We start from the raw sequence: 17,531 nt of genomic DNA on the forward strand, positions 1-17,531 counted from the left end.
AGCATCCTGCCACCGGTCCGCGTCGGGGCGCCGGCCGGTGTGGGCGCGGGGATCCGGGGGACGGCGGACTTCTCCCCAGCCGTTGACAAAGCATGCTTTCCCTACATAGTTAGTAGGTAAAGCGCTCCTTCGAGAGGTATGCGACCACGTGAAATTCCTCGCCATCACCCTCATCGCGCACGGCCCCGACCCGCTGACCGGCGAGACCAGGTCCACCACCGAGCGGTTCCGCGACGTCGTGGACAGCGCCGTACTCGCCGAGGAACTGGGCTTCGACGGCTTCGGGGTGGGAGAACGGCACGAGCGGCCCTTCATCTCCTCGTCGCCGCCGGTCGTGCTCAGCCACATCGCCGCCCTGACCTCCCGCATCCGGCTGTTCACCGCGGTGACCACGCTCAGCCTGCTCGACCCCGTGCGGGCGTACGAGGACTACGCGACGCTCGACCACCTGTCGGACGGCCGGCTGGAGCTGATCATCGGCAAGGGGAACGGGTCGGCCCAGGCGCGGCTCTTCCACGTCACCCCCGAGGACCAGTGGGACCGCAACCGGGAGGCGTACGAACTGTTCCGCAGGCTCTGGCGGGAGGACAGGGTCACCTGGGAGGGCCGGTTCCGGCCGTCCCTCACGGACGCGGAGACCTGGCCGCGCCCCCTGCAGCGGCCGGTCCGGGTCTGGCACGGCAGCGCCACCAGTAAGGACTCGGTCGACTTGGCCGCCCGCTACGGCGATCCGCTGTTCTCGGCGAACGTCACCAACCCTATCGAGCCGTACGCCGAGCTGGTCGACCACTACCGCGAACGGTGGGCGCACTACGGGCACGACCCGGCCGGCGCGCTGGTGGGTGCGGGCAGCGCCGGCTTCTATGCGGCGCGCACCTCCCAGGAGGCGATCGCCACCTACCGCCCGATCTACGACGCGCGCGTGGCGCTGTTCCGCAAGTCGGGCGTGGAACCGGTCTTCGACTCACTGGAGGACGCCGTCGAGCGCGGCTCGATCCTCGTCGGCAGCCCCCAGCAGATCATCGACAAGGTCCTGCGCTACCACGAGCGGCTCGGCCACGAGGTCATGCACATCAGCGCGGACGCCGACGGCCTGACCCGGGCGCAGCACCGGGAGGCGCTGGAGCTGTTCCAGAGCGACGTCGCCCCCGTGCTGCGCAAGGAGATCCCGAGCAGGCCGTTCCCCGCCGTGCCGGTGGTTCCGCAGAGCGCCGGCATGAGCGTCCCCGAGCCGACAGCACAGTCCACAGCGCAGTCAGTGAGCACAGCGCGGCCAGTCAGCACAGCACGGTCAGTCAGCACAGCGCAGCCGGTCAGCCGGCCGGTTCCCCTGTCGATCCTCGATCTGTCCCCGATCCCGTCCGGCAGCGGCGCGGGAGACGCGTTGCGCAACAGCATCGACCTCGCGCGCCACGCCGAGCGTCTCGGGTACCTCCGTTACTGGGTGGCCGAGCACCACTTCGCGGCCGGTGTCGCGAGCTCGGCGCCGGCGGTGCTCATCGGCCTCATCGCGGCCGCGACGAACCACATCAGGGTGGGCTCGGGCGCGGTGCAACTCGGCCACCAGACGCCTGTCGCGGTGGTCGAGCAGTTCGGCCTCGTCGACGCGCTCCATCCCGGCCGGATCGACCTCGGGCTGGGCCGTTCCGGGCAGCGCAGGGCAGAGATCGTGGCGGAGGCTCCCCAGTCGCTCCAACCCGCCCGGACGCCCCAATCCGCCCAGGTCCCTCAGGCCGCGCAAGCTCCTCAGGCCGCCCGGACAGCGGCGCCCCGCGAGTCCCGCGTGGTGGACGGGCTGCTGATCCCGCCCGCGTTCTCCTTCGCCGAGCTGGCTCGCTCTCCGCAGCTCGCCCTCCAGGCCGCGCTGCTGCAGCAGCCGGGCGCGCGGACCCCCGACTTCGCCGAGCAGGTCGACGAGGTCGTCGCCTTCCTGGAGGGTACCTACCGGTCGCCCGGCGGAATCGCGGTGCATGCCGTGCCGGGTGAGGGCGCGGAGGTGGAGCTGTGGATCCTCGGCAGCAGCGGCGGGCAGAGCGCGAAGGTGGCGGGGGAGCGCGGGCTTCCGTTCGCCGCCAACTATCACGTCAGCCCGGCGTCGGTGCTGGAGGCCGTGGAGGCCTACCGGGAGGCGTTCACCCCCTCCAAGGTGCTGTCCGAGCCGTACGTCGTCGTCTCCGCCGACGTGGTCGTGGCCGAGGACGACGCGACGGCCAGGGAGCTGGCCAAGCCGTACGGCCTCTGGGTGCGCGCCATCCGTACGGGCCAGGGGGCGATCCCCTACCCGACGCCGGGGGAGGCGGACGCGCACGTCTGGAGCGAGGCCGACAGGGAACTGGTGGCCGACCGCGTGGACACGCAGTTCGCGGGCTCGCCGGAGACGGTCGCGGAGCGGCTGCGCGTGCTCCAGCGGGTCACGGGCGCCGACGAGCTGCTGATCACCACGATCACGCATGGGCACGCCGACCGGGTGCGCTCCTACGAGCTGCTCGCGGAGGCGTGGCACGCCGGGGCGCCGCACGCGGGCAGAGCAGGAGGATCACTGTGAAGGCCATCAGGGGCGCGCTGCCCCTCGTCCTCGTCGCGGCCCTGGCCGCGTGCGGGTCCCAGACGCCCGCCGCGCAGTCGGGTGGCACCTCTCTCACGTGGGCCGTGGAGACCGAGCCCATCACGTTCAACCCTCATCTGTGGGCGCAGAACAAGGCCAGGCTGCTGGTGTTCAACCAGTTCGACGCGCTCCTCGCGTACGGTGAGGACGGGTCGTTCGTCCCCTGGCTCGCCCGGTCGTGGAAGGTCTCGGACGACGGTCGCACCTACACCCTGGAGTTGCGCGACGACGTCACCTTCCAGGACGGCACGAAGTTCGACGCGGCGGCGGTGAAGGCGAACCTGGACAAGCTGCGCGAGCCCGGTTACAACCCGGCGGTCGCCGCCATCCAGTTGCACGCCCTCGACAAGGCCGAGGTGCTCTCGCCCACCACCCTGAAGATCATCTTGAAGGAGCCTGACGGGCTGTTCCTCGACTTCCTCGCCTCGCCGTACGCCGGGCAGGTGTCCCCGAAGTCCCTCAGGGAGGCCAAGGACCTCAAGGCCGGTGGTCCGGACGTGGTCGGGACCGGCCCGTTCGTCCTCGACCGCTACGTGCGGGGCCAGGAGGCCCACTATCGACGCAACCCCCGCTACGACTGGGCGCCGCGGGGCAGCGCCCACCAGGGACCTGCGTACCTGTCGGAGGTCACCTATCGCTTCCTGCCGCAGGCGGCCGTCCGCGTCGGCGCGCTCACCTCCGGGCAGGTCCAGGTCGTCGAGGGCGTCCCGGCCACCGACATCCAGTCGGTCAAGGGCGACCCCGCGTTGTCCTTCCAGTCGGCGCTCAACTCCGGCACGTCGTTCTCCTACTACTTCAACACCTCCCACCCGCCCTTCGACGACAGACGCGTGCGGCAGGCGTTCCGGGAGGCCGTAGACGTCGACGCCGTGCTGGCGTCGGTCTACCAGGGCACCGCCAAGCGGGCCTGGAGCGTCGTCGCCGACACCAGCCCCTTCTACGACCCGTCGCTGGAGAGGACGTACGGCGGGGACGCCGCCGAGGCGAACGCGCTACTCGACGCGGCGGGCTGGACCGGGCGCGACGCCGAGGGCTATCGGACCAAGGACGGCAAGCGGCTGACGGTCCGCTCGGTGGCGTCGGCGCCGTTCGTCCGCGACCGCAGGGACATTCTGGCCCAGGCGATCCAGGCGCAGGTCAAGCAGACGGCGGGCATCGACTTCCAAGTGAGGATCGTGGACCAGGGCACGGCGCAGAAGGCGTACGACGAGGACGAGTACGAGATCTTCGAGAACTCGCGCGGCGACTCCGACGCCGGGGCCGCGCTCAACCTCATCCTGCCGAAGGGCGGGGCCATCAACCGCAGTCACTACGAGGACGCCGAGCTGGACGACTGGCTCGCCAAGGCGTCGGCGAGCTCCGACCCCTCGGAACGCAAGGCGCTGTACGCCGAGGTCCAGCGGAAGGTGGTGACCGACGAGGCGGTCGTCTTCCCCGTCTACGTGCCGTCCGACCAGATCGCCGCGAGCAGGAACGTGCAGGGCCTCGGATTCGACCCCGTCTCCGGCACGCCGCGCGGCCTCTACGACGTGCGGATCGCCGCATGACGGCGGCGCTGCCGGCCCGGCGGCCCACGACGGCGACACCCGCCGAGCCGCCCGCGACCCGGCCCCCGGCGCGGCGGCGACTTCCGGGGCTGCGCGCGCCTGCCTGGCTGGGCACGCCGGTGCGCAGGCTCGTCTCGGCCGTGGCCGTGCTGTGGGCTGCCGCCACGACCGCGTACGCGGCCCTGCTGCTGGCGCCCGGGGACACCGTCGACATCCTCGTCGGCGACGGCGCCGACACGCCGGAGATCCGCGCGCAGATCGTGGCCGAGTGGGGGCTGGACCGGCCTGATGCCGTGCGTTACCTGAGCTATCTCGGCCGCCTGCTGCACGGCGACCTCGGCCGTTCCTACCAGTTGCAGCGCGACGTCGCCGAGGTGCTGGCCGGGCAGGTGGGCCCGACGGTGCGGCTGACCCTGACGGCCGCCGCGGTCGGCGTGGTGCTGGCGCTCGTCCTGGCGGTGGCGACGGCGGGCAGGTCGGTCTGGCCGCGCCGGATCGTCTCCGTGGCCGAGCTGGTGGCGGTGTCGGTGCCCCAGTTCGTGATCGGCATCGTACTGCTGTTCGTGTTCTCCTTCTCGCTCGGCTGGTTCCCCGTCTCGGGCGCAGCCGACCCGCAGGCGCTCGTCCTGCCCGCGCTGGCGCTCGGCCTGCCCGTCGCCGGCGTGCTCGGACAGGTGCTCAGGGAGGGTCTGGAACGCGCGCTCGAGCAGCCGTTCGCGGTGACGGCACGCGCGCGCGGCCTCGGCGAGCGCGCCGTGGTGGCCCGGCACGCGCTGCGGCACGCCCTCCTTCCCGCCGTCACCCTCACCGGCTGGTTCACCGGCGTCCTGCTCGGCGGGGCCGTCATCACCGAGACACTCTTCGGCCGGCCCGGGCTTGGCCGGGTGACCATGCAGGCCGTCAGCGCCAAGGACATGCCGGTCGTGATGGCCGTCGTCATCCTGTCGGCGGCGGTGTACGTGACGATCAGCGCCCTGCTCGACCTCGCCTACCGGCTCATCGACCCCCGGCTCAGGAGCGCGTGATGGCCGTCGCCGCACCCGTCCCGAGGCCGGGCGTCCGGACGCGTCCCGGTCTCGTCCTCGCCCTGCTCGTCCTGGCCGTCCTGGTCGTCGCCGTGGCGGCGCCCGGCCTGGTCACCCGGGTCGACCCGCTGGCGGCCGACCCGCTGCAGGCGCTGGCCCCGCCCGGCGCGGGCCATCCGCTCGGCACCGACCATCTCGGCAGGGACGTGTTCGCCCGTGTCGTGTACGGCGCCCGCCACTCGCTCGGCATCGGGGTCCTCGCCACCGCGCTCGCGGTGGGCGCGGGCTCGCTGCTCGGCCTGGCCGCCGGGCTGGCGACCCGCCTGGCCGGTGAGGTGCTGGCCCGCCTGTTCGACGTGCTGTCGACCTTTCCCGAGCTGCTGCTCGCGCTCCTCGTGATCGCGATCACGGGCCCCGGCACGTGGAACGTCGTCGCCGCCATCGGGATCGCCCAGATCCCCACGTACGCGCGGGTCGTCCGGGCGCAGACATTCGTCGTGCGCCGCTCCGGCTACGTCGAGCAGGCGGTGACCTTCGGGCACTCGCGGGCCCGCGTCGTGGCCCGGCACGTGCTGCCCAACGTCGTCGGGCCCGTCCCCGTGCTGGCCACGATGGGGCTCGGCCAGGCCGTCATCGCCACATCCGGCCTCAGTTTCCTCGGCATGGGTCCCCAGCCGCCCGCCCCTGAGTGGGGCACCATGCTGGCCGAGTCGCGCGACTACCTGCGTGTGGCTTCGTGGGTGGCCTTCTCTCCGGGAGTGGCCCTCACCCTGTCGGTCGTGTGCCTGACGGTGGCCGGGCGGCACTTTCAGCGGCGTTTCGAGGGAAGGACACCATGACGGAGCTCGCGATCACCCGGGCCGCCGCCGCACCCGGTCCCTCTGCCGCTCCGCCGCTCGTCGCGGTGGAGGACCTGCGGGTCTCCTTTCCCGCGTCCGGTGTCGAGGCCGTACGCGGGGTGTCGCTGTCGATCGCGCCGGGGGAGTGCGTCGCCCTGGTCGGAGAGTCGGGGTCGGGCAAGAGCGTCACGGCCCGCGCGCTCATCGGCCTGGCGGGCCCGGGCGCGAAGGTGCGGGCGTCGGTCTTCCGCGTCGGCGGCGGGGACGCGCTGACCTTCGGCCCGCGCGAGTGGCGCCGCGTGCGCGGCCGGTTCGCCGGGCTGGTCCTGCAGGACGCCCTGGTCTCGCTCGACCCGCTGCGCACCGTGGGGGCCGAGATCGCCGAAGTGCTGGCCGAGCATGACGTGGTGCCCCGCCGGGCCCGCCCGGAGCGCGTACGGGCACTGCTGGAGGCCGTGGGCGTCCCGGACCCGGAGACGCGCGTGCGGCAGCACCCGCACCAGCTCTCCGGCGGGCTGCGGCAGCGGGCCCTGATCGCCTCCGCGATCGCCGCGGAGCCGGAGTTGATCATCGCTGACGAGCCCACGACCGCCCTCGACGTGACCGTGCAGGCCCAGATCCTGCGGCTGCTCGCGGACCGGAAGGCGGCAGGGACGGCGCTGCTGATGATCAGTCATGACCTCGCCGTGGTGGCCGCGGTCGCCGGCCGCGTCCTGGTCATGAAGGACGGCCTGGTGGTCGAGGAGGGCCCGGCACGGGAGGTGCTGACGACGCCGCGGCACGACTACACCCGTGCCCTGCTGGCCGCCGTGCCCTCCGCCCCTCGGCCTTCCACGTCTTCCGTGTCCTCCGTGTCCTCCGTGTCTTCCGTGTCCTCCGCGTCCGCCGTGCCGCGCCGGGCGGACGGCCCTCCGGCTCCGCGTGCACCCGTGCTCGCCGCCACAGGGCTGTCGGTCGCGTACGGCTCGCGCAGGGCCGTGGACGGCGTCTCCTTCCGCCTGTACGCGGGGGAGACGCTCGGCGTCGTCGGCGAGTCGGGGTCGGGCAAGACGACCCTCGCGCGGCTGGCCCTCGGCCTGCTCACGCCGGACGCGGGCGAGGTGAGCCTGCGCGGAGGCCCGTGGAGCGGCCTGCCCGAGAGGCGGCGGCGCCCCCTCCGCCCGGCCGTCCAGGTGATCGCGCAGAACCCGCTGGACTCCTTCGACCCGCGCCACACGGTGGGCCGCCTGGTCGCCGACCCGCTCTCCGCGCTGCCGAGGAGGCGGCGCAGGGAGCGCGCGGTCGAACTGCTGGGCCGGGTCGGGCTGCCGCCCGAACTACTCGGCCGGCGTCCGCGCGAGCTGTCGGGCGGCCAGCGGCAGCGCGTGGCCATCGCCCGCGCGCTCGCGTCCCGGCCCGAGGTGCTGATCTGCGACGAGCCCGTCTCCGCGCTCGACGTGTCCATCCAGGCCCAGGTGCTCGGCCTGCTGGCCGAGATCCAGGCCGAGGACGGAACGGCGCTGCTGTTCATCTCCCACGACCTGGGCGTCGTCCGCCACCTGAGTGACCGGGTCCTGGTGATGAAGGACGGCCGTGTGGTGGAGGAGGGGGACGCCGGCGAGGTCTTCCATCACCCCCGGCACGCGTACACGAAGGAGTTGCTGGCGGCCGTGCCCCGGCTCCCCGGGTGAACGGCCGGCGGTGCCGGGCACCCGCCGGACGGGCGGTGTGGCGGAAGGATCAGTCTTCGCGGGTGGTGATGCCCTCCAGCACCAGTTGCAGGAATCGTGGGCTGCTGTCTCTGCCGGAGGCGGCCTGCTCGCGCACCCACGCCGCGCCGCTGAGGAGGTCGAACAGCTCCTCGGGCGTGAGGTCGGGCCGCACCCTGCCGGCCGCCTGGGCGGCGTGCAGCAGGTCGGCGCCGCTTCGGTGCATCGCGGCGCACATGGCGTGGGAGGGGGTGCCCTCGTCGTACATGCTCCGGGTGAGGATGCCGACCAGGCCCCGGAAGGTGCTGAAGTGCACGACGGCCTCGCGCATCCACTCGGTCAGCGCGTCGAGGGGATCCGGCCCTGCCGCCAGCCGTTGCGCGTGGGCGACGAGGTTCTCCAGGCCGTCGCGGGTGGCGGCCTCCACCAGCGAGGCGCGCGTGGGGAAGTGCCGATACAGGGTGCCGATGGCGACACCCGCCTGGCTCGCGATGTCCTCCAGCGAGGCGTCCGCGCCCGAGGTCTCGAACGCCTTCCGCGCGGCGGCGAGGATGGCGTCGTAGTTGCGCCGGCCGTCCGCGCGCTTCGGGCGCTGGGCGATGTAGGGCTTGCCGTCCACCGGTACCTCCCGCTTGACATCCTGAGGTTACCTCATCTTGAATCTTGACCATCAAGCTGAGGCTACCTCAGGATAATTCCGCCGCTTAACCTGAGGGTTCCTCGCCTTGGCTCTCGCGAACGGACCGTGGAGGTTCCATGAGCACAGACGGCACGACCGCGACCGGCGACGTCTCGGCCGGCTCGCCGGGAGAAGGCCGCGACCGCGCGTGGGCCCTCGCGCTCGCGGCGATCGTCGGCGCCGAGTTCATGCTCCAGCTCGACGGCACGATCGTGAACGTCGCGCTCCCGGCGCTGCAGTCCGACCTCGGCCTGTCCGTGACAGGGGGATCGTGGGTGCCGAACGGCTTCCTCCTCGCCTTCGGCGGGCTCCTGCTGTTCGCCGGCCGCCTCGGCGACGCCCTCGGGCACCGGAGGGTGTTCCTCGCCGGGGTCGGGCTGATCGTGGTGGCCTCGCTGGTCGCCGGGCTCGCGCCGAACGTGCAGGCGCTGCTCGCGGGCCGGGTCCTGCAGGGCGCCGGCGCCGCCGTCGCCGGCCCCACCGGCCTGGCGCTGCTCGCGATCGTCTTCCGGGGCGAGCGGCGGCAGCGGGCCTTCGGGCTCTACTCCACCGTGACCGGTCTCGGCGCCTCCGCCGGCATGGTGCTGGGCGGCGTGCTGACCTGGGCGGGGGACTGGCGCTGGAGCCTGCTGGTCAACGTGCCGATCGGGCTGGCCGTCATCGCGCTCGCCATCCGGGCGCTCACCGCCAGGGAGCTCACCGTGCGCGACGAGGCGACCCGATCCCGCGCCCTCGGCCTGCCCAGCGCGCTGCTGAGCGCCGCCGCCGTCACCGCCGCCGTGTACGGCCTCGTGCGCGCCGCCGAGAAGGGCTGGGGCGACCCCTGGACGGCGGCCGCACTCGGCGCCGCGGTCGTGCTGGCCGGGGTGCTGCTCCTGGTGGACCGGCGCGCCGCCGAGCCGCTGCTGCCCCTCGCCGTGCTGGCGGGCCGGGAGCGGGCCGGCGCCTTCGCCGGACTGGTGCTGCTCGCGGCGGTCCTCACCGGCTTCCTGATTTACCTGGTGCAGTATCTCCAGGGGGTGCTCCACTTCGGCGCGCTGCGCAGCGGCCTGGCGATCCTGCCGTTCGGCCTGGCGCTGCTCGTCAGCACGCAGGTCCTCACCGCCCGCATCGCCGCGGTCGGTCTCAAAACCCGCGCGCTGCTCGGCCTGTCGGTGGTACTCGCCGGAACGGCCTGGCTGACCCGTCTCGACGGCGGCAGCGCCTACGCCGCCGGCGTGCTTCCGGCCCTCGTCGTCATGGGACTGGGCGTCGGCGTGGCGATCATCCCTCTTAACATGATCGTCCTGACCACCGCACCCGCCGAGTACGCGGGTGTCGCCGCCGGGCTGCTGCAGACCGCGCTCACCATCGGGGGTTCGCTCGGCCTGGCCGCCATGCTGATCCCGCTGGGCGCGGACGGTCTCGCCGAGGGCATCTCGCCGGTGTTCGCCTGGGCGTGCGGCGCGCTGGTCGCCGCCCTGCTCGTCATGGCCGCCTCCTGGTATCGCCTCGCGGCACGGGGCCGACGGGGGCCGTCCGGATGAGCCCGCGTGAGGGGCGAGCGGTCCGCGCCGGCTCGCCCCCCCACGCGAATTCATGCCGCGTAGCGGCTGACGGGACGGGCCAAGCCGAGCCGCCCGCGCAGGTCCACCGTGTCGTACGCCGTCCGGAACGCGCCCGCGTTCTGCAGGGCGGGCACCAGGCCACGGGTGATCGCCACCAGGTCGTGCGGCAGCACGCCCGGCCGGAGCCGGAATCCCTCCAGCCCCGCCTCCCGCCACTCCAGCAGCAGCCCGGCGAGCTCCTCGGGGGTGCCGGTGAAGACATGGGCGTCCCCGTTGTGTTCGGCGCCGTCGAGGTCGTCCAGCCTGGCCTTCCGCCCGGCCGCGTCGCGGGCGTCGAGGAAGACCACCAGATCCGCGAAGATCCGCAACGGCGGCTCGGTCCGTCCCACCGTCGCTTCCGCCGCCCGGACGCTCTCGACGATCGCCGTGGCGTCCTCCCGGTCGCGCGGCGTGACGTACACGACGTCGGAGGATCGGGCCGCGAACTCGTACGGCAGCCTGTCGTGGGCCAGCGAGGTGACCAGCGGCTGGCCCTGCGGGGAGCGCGGCGTGATCGAGGGGCCCTTCACGCTGAAGAACTCGCCACGGAAGTCGATGTAGTGGAGCTTGTCGCGGTCGACGAAGCGGCCGGTCGCGACGTCGCGGATCTCGGCGTCGTCCTCCCAGCTGTCCCACAGGCGGCGGACCACCTCGACCGCGTCGGCGGCCTCGGCGAACAAGCCCTGCACGTGGTCGCCGAAGACGGGATGCCGGTCGCGGGAGTAGTCCTGCGGCGGGAACGGAGGGCGGCGGCCGAAGTGCGCCACGTGGTCGGGACGGCCGGAGATCCGGGGTCGCCAGCCGGCCCTGCCGTGGCTGATGTGGTCGAGCGAGGCGATGCCGATCGCGACGTGGAAGGGCTCGGTGTGGGTCGTGCTCGTGGTCGGCACGAGGCCGATCCGCGAGGACAGCGGAGCCACCCGCGAGGCGATCAGCACCGCGTCGAGGCGTCCGCGCACCTGGTCGAGGCGCCCGTCGGGCTCGTCGAGGTGGGAGGACTGCAGGCCGAGCGCGTCTTCGAAGGTGACGAAGTCGAGCAGGCCGCGCTCCGCCTCCGCGACGAGCTCGGCCCAGTATCCGGGGGTGAAGAGCCGGTCCGGTCGCGCGCCTTCGGCCCGCCACGCGGCCGGGTGCCAGCCCGCCCCGTCGAGCGCGACGGCGAGATGCAGGGTCATGAGGTCTCCTCGGTGCGGTTCTGAGTGCGGGGGGCGAGGCGGAGGTGGTCGCGGAGGGTGGGCCCGGTGTAGTCGGCCCGGAACACGCCCTTCTCCTGCAACAGGGGGACGACCTTGTCGACCAGGTCGTCCAGCCCGCCCGGCGTCAGGTGAGGGACGAAGATGAAGCCGTCGGCGGCGTCGGCCTGCACGAAGTGGTCGATCTCGTCGGCGACCGACCGCGGCGTGCCGATGAAGGTCTGCGGCGCGGAGACCTCGATGGCGAGCTCGCGGATCGACAGGTTCTTCTCCTCGGCGAGGGCGCGCCACTTGGACACCAGCTCGCCGCGGTCGCGGCGGAACGCCGCATGGCCCCTGGACACGCCCTCGTCCAGGTTCGGCTCGACGTCGGGCAGCGGGCCGTCCGGGTCGTATCCCGACAGGTCGCGGCCCCACACGGCCTCCAGGAAGTAGAGCGCCGTCTGCGGGCCGACCTGCGCACGGCGGATCTCGGCGGCCCGCTCGGCGGCCTCGGCCTCGGTGTCGCCGAGCACGTACGTCACGGCGGGGAGGATTTTCAGCTCCTCCGGCCGCCGTCCGTAGGCGGCGAGCCTGCGCTTGACGTCACGGTAGAAGGCGCGGCCCTCCTCCAGCTTGCTGTGCCTGCTGAAGATCACGTCGGCCGAGGACGCGGCGAACTCGCGCCCCTCGTCCGAGTCGCCGGCCTGGATGATCACCGGGTGGCCCTGCGGGCCCCGCGGCACGTTGAACAGCCCGGAGATGTCGAAGTGCCGGCCCTGGTGCCGGAAGGGCGCGACGCCGCCGGGCCGCAGGAACCGCCCCGACTCCGGATCGGCGGCCACCGCGTCCGCCGCCCACGAGTCCCACAGCTCCCTGGCGGTCTGCAGGAACTCCTTCGCCCGGGTGTACCGGTCGGCCTCGGCCAGGAAGCCGCCCCGGCGGAAGTTCTCCCCGGTGAAGGCGTCGAAGCTGGTCACCACGTTCCACGCGGCCCGGCCGCCGCTCAGGTGGTCGAGCGTGGCCAGCCGTCGCGCCACCTCGTACGGCTCGTTGAAGGTGGAGTTCACGGTCGCGGCGAGCCCCAGGTGGGTGGTGACGGCGGCCAGGGCGGAAAGGACCGTGAGCGACTCCGGGCGTCCCACGACGTCCAGGTCGTGGATGCGTCCCTTCGCCTCGCGCAGCCGCAGTCCTTCCGCCAGGAAGAAGAAGTCGAACTTCCCGCGTTCGGCCGTCTGGGCCAGGTGGCGGAACGAGTCGAAGTCGATCTGACTGCCCGACGCGGGGTCGGACCAGACCGTGGTGTTGTTCACGCCGGGGAAGTGCGCGGCGAGATGGATCTGCTTGGTCACGGGGACTCCTCACTCAGGCGACCGGTACGTCGGCGGGCACGCGGAGGGTGGCGAACGTCGTCCGCCTGCGGAGACGGAAGCCGAGCGCCTCGTACACCCGGATTGCCGTGGTGTTGCTCGCGGCGGCGTGCAGGAACGGGGTCTCGCCGCGGGCGCGGATGCCGGCGGCGACGGCCGGCACCAGGCGTGACGCCAGGCCCTGTCGGCGGAAGGCCGGATCGGTGCAGACCGCGCTGATCTCCGTCCAGCCGGGCGGGTGCAGCCGCTCCCCGGCCATCGCGACCAGCCTGCCGCCGCGGCGGATACCCAGGTAGGCGCCCATCTCGATGGTGCGCGGCCGGAACGGGCCCGGCTGCGTGCGCGCGACGAGGTCCAGCATCTCCGGCACGTCCGCCGCCCGCAGGCGGACCGCCTCGTCGTCGCGTGCGGGGACCACGTCGTCGCCGACCAGTTGCACGCCCCCGCCGTGGGCGACCACCTCCCACCCGTCCGGCGCCGCGGCGGCGTCACCGGTGACCGCGACCGTCGCTCCGGGCCCCGCGAGTATGGCGAGGTCGTTCCAGTCCGCGGGCCCGGGGTCGTCGGGCAGCGCGAAGAACGGGGACACGTCGTCCGGGTAGCGCACCGCGCCGCCGTACCGCTCGGCGAAGCGCGCGTGCGGACCGGTCAGCGACGCCCACGCGGGATTGTCCAAAAGGCGCTGGTCGCTCATCGCGGCCCTCCTCGGGACGTGTCGTCGTGGCCGGTGCTCACGCGCCCACCTCCATGGCCGTCTCGTCGCGATCGCCGCCGCCGGCGCCACCGCGCGGGGGGAACACGCAGTCCTTCGGCATCGGACCTCCTGTCGCTCGTCCTCATGCGGACGCATCCTATGCAAAAACCTACTAAACAAGTAGGTCTTGACGGTATTGCTCGTCCGTGCTGAAGATGGAGGCATGTCGGACGGCCGCGATCAGCGCGGCCGCCGGGAGGGTTGATCCATGACTGCCGAGCCCCTCGCGCTCGATCACGTCCACTTATCCGATGCCACGGCGGCGCGATGAGCGCGCCCGCCGTGCTGGAGGAGACCGCGGCGGAGTCCGCCGGCTCCCTGACCGTCGTCAAGGCGCGTCACCCGGGACGCTGGATCGCCGGCGTCGTGGTGGCGGTGCTGCTGGCGATGGCGGTCAACGCGCTGGTCACCAATCCGGCCTGGGACTGGCCGGTCGTCGGCGCGTACCTGTTCCATCCCTCGGTGCTGCACGCGGTGCTGTTCACCGTGGAGTTGACCGCGCTCGGCATCGTGCTCGGATTCCTGCTGGGCACCGTGCTCGCGCTGATGCGGCTGTCCCGCGTCCCGCTGCTCGCGTCGGCGGCCTGGGGCTACGTGTGGCTGTTCCGCTCGGTGCCGCTCATTCTGCAACTGCTGTTCTGGTACAACCTCGCCGCCCTGTACAAGCAGATCTCGTTCGGGGTGCCGTTCGGACCCGCGTTCTTCTCCGTCGACTCGATGGACCTGATCGGACCGGTGACGGCCGCCGCGCTCGGCCTGGCGCTGCACCAGGCGGCGTACGCCGCGGAGATCGTGCGAGGAGGCTTCCTCTCGGTCGACCCCGGTCAGCTTGAGGCGGCCGCCGCGCTCGGCATCCCGAGGGCCAGGCAGATCTTCCGGATCCAGCTTCCGCAGGCCATGCGGTCGATCGTCCCGGCGGCGGGAAACGAGATCATCGGCCTGGTCAAGGGCACCTCGGTCGTCTACATCATGGCGCTGCCCGAGCTCTTCTACCAGGTTCAGGTGATCTACAACCGCAACGGCCGGGTGATAGCGATGCTGCTGGTGGCCGCGATCTGGTATCTCGTCCTCACCACGGTGCTGTCGGGCGTGCAGCACTACGTGGAACGCAGGTTCGGCCGGGGCCTCGCGCGGGCGTTGTCGCCCACGCCCGCGCAGCGGGTGCGCCGGATCCTCTCCGTACGGCGGGCCGCCCGGCGGCAGCGCCCGGCCTGGGGCGGAGGCGAGCGGCGATGAGCACCCCCATGGTCGACGTACACGGGGTGCACAAGAGCTACGGCTCGCTGGAGGTCCTGCGCGGGGTGGACCTGAAGGTCCAGCCCGGCGAGGTGACGGTGATCATCGGTCCTTCCGGGTCGGGCAAGTCCACGCTGCTGCGCAGCATCAACCACCTGGAGAAGATCGACCGCGGGTACGTCGCCATCGACGGCGAGTTCGTCGGCTACCGGCGGTCCGGAGACCGGCTCTACGAACTGCGGGAACGCGACATCCTGCGCCGGCGCACCCAGATCGGCTTCGTCTTCCAGAACTTCCACCTGTTCCCCCACCTCACCGTCAGAGAGAACGTGACCGAGGCCCCCGTCTCGGCCCAGGGCCGCCCGCGCGACGAGGTCGAGGCGCTGACGACCGAGCTGCTGGAGCAGGTGGGCCTGTCCGGCAAGGCCGACGCCTATCCGCGGCAGCTGTCCGGGGGGCAGCAGCAACGCGTCGCGATCGCCCGCGCCCTGGCGCTGCGGCCCAAGGTCGTGCTGTTCGACGAGCCCACCTCGGCACTCGACCCCGAACTGGTGGGCGAGGTGCTGGAAGTGATGCAGGCGCTCGCCCGCGGCGGCACCACCATGATCGTCGTTACCCACGAGATCGGTTTCGCCCGCGAGGTCGCCGACACCGTGGTCTTCATGGACGCCGGTCAGATCGTCGAGCACGGCCCGCCCGGGCAGGTGCTCGACCGGCCGGGACACGACCGTACGCGCGCCTTCCTCAGCAAGGTGCTCTGACCTCAAGGAATCGCATGTCATCCGTATCCCGGTTACCCGTATCCCGGTTGTCCGTGCTCGGCACGTCCGCCCTGCTGCTGCTCGCCGCCTGCGGCGCGGTTCCCGACGAGGGCGCGGCGGGCGCCGCCGCTGCCGCAGAGGCCCCGCCCGGCGTCTTGACGATCAACACGAGTCCGGAGCAGGGCCGGATCCGGGCCGCGAAGGTGGAGACGATCGCCGCCGAGGTGCCCGCCGCGATCCGGGCCAAGGGCGAGTTCCTTATCGGCACCTCCACCTTCGAGCCGCCGCTGTCGTTCGTCGCCGACGACAACGTCACCCCGATCGGGGTGGAGGAGGACATCGCCTCCCTCGTCGCCGACGTGCTCGGCCTCAAGCTGCGCATCGAGGCCACGTCGTGGGAGAACCTGTTCCTCGCGGTGCGGTCCGGCAAGTACGCGGCCGGATTCTCCAACATCACCGTCACCGAGGAGCGCAAGGACATCTACGACTTCGCCACCTACCGCCTGGACCAGCTGGCCTGGGAGGTGCCGAAGAACAGCACGATCACGTCGATCGCCAAGCCGGCCGACGTCGCGGGGCTCAGTGTGGCCGTGGGCTCCGGCACCAATCAGGAGAAGATCCTGCTGGGCTGGGACAGGCAGAACCGGGCCGCCGGGCTGAAGCCCGCCCGGATCCAGTACTACAAGCAGGCGGCCGACACCTACCTGGCGCTCAGGTCCGGCCGGATCCAGGCGTACTTCGCGCCCAACCCCACCTCCGCCTACCACGCCGCGGTTAGCGGGGACACGAAGGTCGTCGGCACCTACTCCGGCGCCGGTCCCACGCTCCAGGGGCTCATCGCCGCGATGACGCGGAAGGATAACGGCCTGGCCAAGCCGATCGCCGACGCCATCAACGCCCTCATCAAGGACGGCACCTACCCCAAGGTCCTCGCCCGCTGGGGGCTGTCCACCGAGGCCGTCCCCGAATCCCTGGTCAACCCGCCCGGCCTGCCCCGCGAGCAGTAGGGGCACCTCGGCGCCGGCTCACACCGCGCAGTCTTCCCGGATCCGGGCCGGAGCGGTCGCCACCAGTTCGGCGGCGGGGCGGCGGGGTGCGCGGGGGACCGCCGGGCCGTACCCCAGCCGGATGATCATCTGGACGTGCCCGCGCCGGTGGTGGGGATCGCTGCGGCGGCGCATGTCGCGAAGGTCGAGCGGCTGGTTGAGGAACGAGGCCGAGATCCCGTGGACGGTCGCGGTCAGCAGGAGGCGTTGCAGCGCCTGTCCGGCGCGCAGCCAGTCGAGAGGGCCGTCGCCCGCGGTGGTGAGCACCGCCAGCTGGGGGCGGGACTCGAAGTGGACCGGCTCGCGCTCACTGTGTGCCCCGAAGTCCCGGACCGGCGCCGGATCGTCGGCGCAGCGCGGCCCCCGCACGTAGGACGGCAGGCCGTCGCGGCGGTTCCCGCTCATCGTCCACGCCCGCAGCTCGGCCTGGTAGCCGCCGTCCCCGGCGAGCTCGTCGTCGGCGATCGCGACGTGGTCCAGCAGGTCGGCGGCGACGGGCCGGTCGAGCACGGCCAGGCCGGCCCCCTCGCGGGCTGCCGCGCGGCGCAGGTCGGCGAGCACATGCTCGGGAACCCGCCGTTCGCTGAACGCCTCCCGGTTGGTCCGGCGCAGCCCGATGCGGTCGTACAGTTCGCGGGCTCGCGCGGGAGCCGGATGGAACGGCGACACGCGGACGGCGGCCAGGAGCAGTGGTTCCTCCACGGTGTTGGGCAGCAGCCAGACCAGCGGCCGGTGACCGGCTGTCCGTACGGCGAGCCGGAGGTTGAACAGGGCGGCGCCACAGCTGACGTGCAGCGAGCGCCCGCGGGGGTCGCTGACCCGGAGGCGCCGGTCGGGGTCGGCCAGCAGCTCGGCGAACTCTCCCCGGACCGCTTCGAGCCGCCAGGGCTGCGTGTTGAGCACCGAGGGCGCCTGCCCGGCGGCGGTGAGCAGCCGGTGGAAACCGCGTTCTGTGGCGAAGGGAGATATCACGGCGCACCTTCTTCAGGAAAGTCTGTGCGGGGGCTCACTGTCGTCAGGAGGGCTCGCTGTCGTCGGGCGCGAAGCGAGCTGGACGCCCAGTGAAGCCGGCGCCCACCCCCAGGGGGCCGGGGGTGGGCGCCGGAGCCTGCTGCGTGCGGGTGGGTCTACTTGAGGATCGGGAAGCGGCGGACGAGGGGGGTGGCGGCCCACTGGGTGCCGAGTCCGAGGGTGGTGCCGGCGCCGGTGAGGGCGAGGCCTGC

14 protein-coding genes are annotated in these 17,531 nt (G+C 72.7%); 9 read left to right on the top strand and 5 right to left on the bottom strand.

Annotation, left to right across the window (positions count from 1 at the left end; translation table 11 throughout):
- Positions 1–148 precede the first annotated feature (148 nt).
- From BXA11_RS45115 to BXA11_RS37355, 5 genes are read left to right on the top strand one after another with little or no spacing between them, the layout of a single operon-like run.
- Complete coding sequence (locus tag BXA11_RS45115) at positions 149–2,545, top strand: MsnO8 family LLM class oxidoreductase (protein ID WP_076442320.1); 2,397 nt, start codon at positions 149–151, stop codon at positions 2,543–2,545.
- Positions 2,542–4,152 (top strand): ABC transporter substrate-binding protein, encoded by a 1,611-nt coding sequence (locus BXA11_RS37340; protein WP_076442322.1) that lies wholly within the window; start codon positions 2,542–2,544, stop codon positions 4,150–4,152. The genes BXA11_RS45115 and BXA11_RS37340 overlap by 4 nt, the downstream gene beginning before the upstream one ends.
- The gene (locus BXA11_RS37345) at positions 4,149–5,177 is read left to right on the top strand and encodes an ABC transporter permease (RefSeq protein WP_076442324.1); all 1,029 of its coding nucleotides are present in this window, start codon (positions 4,149–4,151) and stop codon (positions 5,175–5,177) included. Before BXA11_RS37340 ends, BXA11_RS37345 begins: the two co-directional genes overlap by 4 nt.
- Positions 5,177–6,016: an ABC transporter permease gene (locus BXA11_RS37350; RefSeq protein WP_076442327.1), complete on the top strand. Its 840-nt coding sequence runs from the start codon at positions 5,177–5,179 to the stop codon at positions 6,014–6,016. The genes BXA11_RS37345 and BXA11_RS37350 overlap by 1 nt, the downstream gene beginning before the upstream one ends.
- On the top strand, positions 6,013–7,686 hold the full coding sequence (locus BXA11_RS37355; protein WP_076442329.1) for a dipeptide ABC transporter ATP-binding protein: 1,674 nt from the start codon (positions 6,013–6,015) through the stop codon (positions 7,684–7,686). Before BXA11_RS37350 ends, BXA11_RS37355 begins: the two co-directional genes overlap by 4 nt.
- A 49-nt stretch (positions 7,687–7,735) precedes the next feature.
- On the opposite strand, the gene BXA11_RS37360 is transcribed toward BXA11_RS37355, so the two are convergent.
- Positions 7,736–8,323, bottom strand: coding sequence for a TetR/AcrR family transcriptional regulator (locus BXA11_RS37360; RefSeq protein WP_076442332.1), 588 nt, complete (start codon positions 8,321–8,323; stop codon positions 7,736–7,738).
- Positions 8,324–8,460: 137 nt separating this feature from the next.
- Here BXA11_RS37360 and BXA11_RS37365 point away from each other — a divergent pair, with 137 nt between their 5' ends.
- Positions 8,461–9,909 (top strand): MFS transporter, encoded by a 1,449-nt coding sequence (locus tag BXA11_RS37365; RefSeq protein WP_076442335.1) that lies wholly within the window; start codon positions 8,461–8,463, stop codon positions 9,907–9,909.
- Between the two features lie 50 nt (positions 9,910–9,959).
- On the opposite strand, the gene BXA11_RS37370 is transcribed toward BXA11_RS37365, so the two are convergent.
- The 3 genes from BXA11_RS37370 to BXA11_RS37380 are packed head-to-tail and all read right to left on the bottom strand — an operon-like array spanning position 9,960 to position 13,205.
- Positions 9,960–11,144, bottom strand: coding sequence for an LLM class flavin-dependent oxidoreductase (locus BXA11_RS37370; protein WP_076442337.1), 1,185 nt, complete (start codon positions 11,142–11,144; stop codon positions 9,960–9,962).
- Positions 11,141–12,493 (bottom strand): NtaA/DmoA family FMN-dependent monooxygenase, encoded by a 1,353-nt coding sequence (locus BXA11_RS37375; RefSeq protein WP_076442340.1) that lies wholly within the window; start codon positions 12,491–12,493, stop codon positions 11,141–11,143. The genes BXA11_RS37370 and BXA11_RS37375 overlap by 4 nt, the downstream gene beginning before the upstream one ends.
- A 13-nt stretch (positions 12,494–12,506) precedes the next feature.
- Positions 12,507–13,205 (bottom strand): GNAT family N-acetyltransferase, encoded by a 699-nt coding sequence (locus BXA11_RS37380; RefSeq protein ID WP_076442343.1) that lies wholly within the window; start codon positions 13,203–13,205, stop codon positions 12,507–12,509.
- Positions 13,206–13,532: 327 nt separating this feature from the next.
- Between BXA11_RS37380 and BXA11_RS37385 the strand changes: the two genes are divergently transcribed.
- The 3 genes from BXA11_RS37385 to BXA11_RS37395 are packed head-to-tail and all read left to right on the top strand — an operon-like array spanning position 13,533 to position 16,269.
- Positions 13,533–14,501, top strand: a complete 969-nt coding sequence (locus BXA11_RS37385; RefSeq protein WP_030511534.1) for an amino acid ABC transporter permease — start codon at positions 13,533–13,535, stop codon at positions 14,499–14,501.
- Positions 14,498–15,262: an amino acid ABC transporter ATP-binding protein gene (locus BXA11_RS37390; protein ID WP_076442346.1), complete on the top strand. Its 765-nt coding sequence runs from the start codon at positions 14,498–14,500 to the stop codon at positions 15,260–15,262. Before BXA11_RS37385 ends, BXA11_RS37390 begins: the two co-directional genes overlap by 4 nt.
- A 14-nt stretch (positions 15,263–15,276) precedes the next feature.
- Positions 15,277–16,269 carry an ABC transporter substrate-binding protein gene (locus BXA11_RS37395; RefSeq protein ID WP_076442349.1) on the top strand — a complete coding sequence of 331 codons (993 nt, stop codon included), beginning with the start codon at positions 15,277–15,279 and terminating at the stop codon, positions 16,267–16,269.
- A gap of 18 nt (positions 16,270–16,287) precedes the next feature.
- Here BXA11_RS37395 and BXA11_RS37400 read toward each other — a convergent pair whose 3' ends face one another.
- Positions 16,288–17,280 carry an Acg family FMN-binding oxidoreductase gene (locus BXA11_RS37400; protein WP_076442352.1) on the bottom strand — a complete coding sequence of 331 codons (993 nt, stop codon included), beginning with the start codon at positions 17,278–17,280 and terminating at the stop codon, positions 16,288–16,290.
- Between the last annotated feature and the right edge of the window lie 251 nt (positions 17,281–17,531).

It is taken from the genome of Microbispora rosea (genome assembly GCF_900156315.1).
GTDB lineage: Bacteria > Actinomycetota > Actinomycetes > Streptosporangiales > Streptosporangiaceae > Microbispora > Microbispora rosea.

Coding starts and splice junctions, on each gene's coding strand:
- BXA11_RS37345 (WP_076442324.1), top strand. CDS start 4,149: ATGACGGCGGCGCTGCCGGCCCGGCGGCCCACGACGGCGACACCCGCC.
- BXA11_RS37350 (WP_076442327.1), top strand. CDS start 5,177: ATGGCCGTCGCCGCACCCGTCCCGAGGCCGGGCGTCCGGACGCGTCCC.
- BXA11_RS37355 (WP_076442329.1), top strand. CDS start 6,013: ATGACGGAGCTCGCGATCACCCGGGCCGCCGCCGCACCCGGTCCCTCT.
- BXA11_RS37365 (WP_076442335.1), top strand. CDS start 8,461: ATGAGCACAGACGGCACGACCGCGACCGGCGACGTCTCGGCCGGCTCG.
- BXA11_RS37370 (WP_076442337.1), bottom strand. CDS start 11,144: ATGACCCTGCATCTCGCCGTCGCGCTCGACGGGGCGGGCTGGCACCCG.
- BXA11_RS37380 (WP_076442343.1), bottom strand. CDS start 13,205: ATGAGCGACCAGCGCCTTTTGGACAATCCCGCGTGGGCGTCGCTGACC.
- BXA11_RS37385 (WP_030511534.1), top strand. CDS start 13,533: ATGAGCGCGCCCGCCGTGCTGGAGGAGACCGCGGCGGAGTCCGCCGGC.
- BXA11_RS37390 (WP_076442346.1), top strand. CDS start 14,498: ATGAGCACCCCCATGGTCGACGTACACGGGGTGCACAAGAGCTACGGC.
- BXA11_RS37395 (WP_076442349.1), top strand. CDS start 15,277: ATGTCATCCGTATCCCGGTTACCCGTATCCCGGTTGTCCGTGCTCGGC.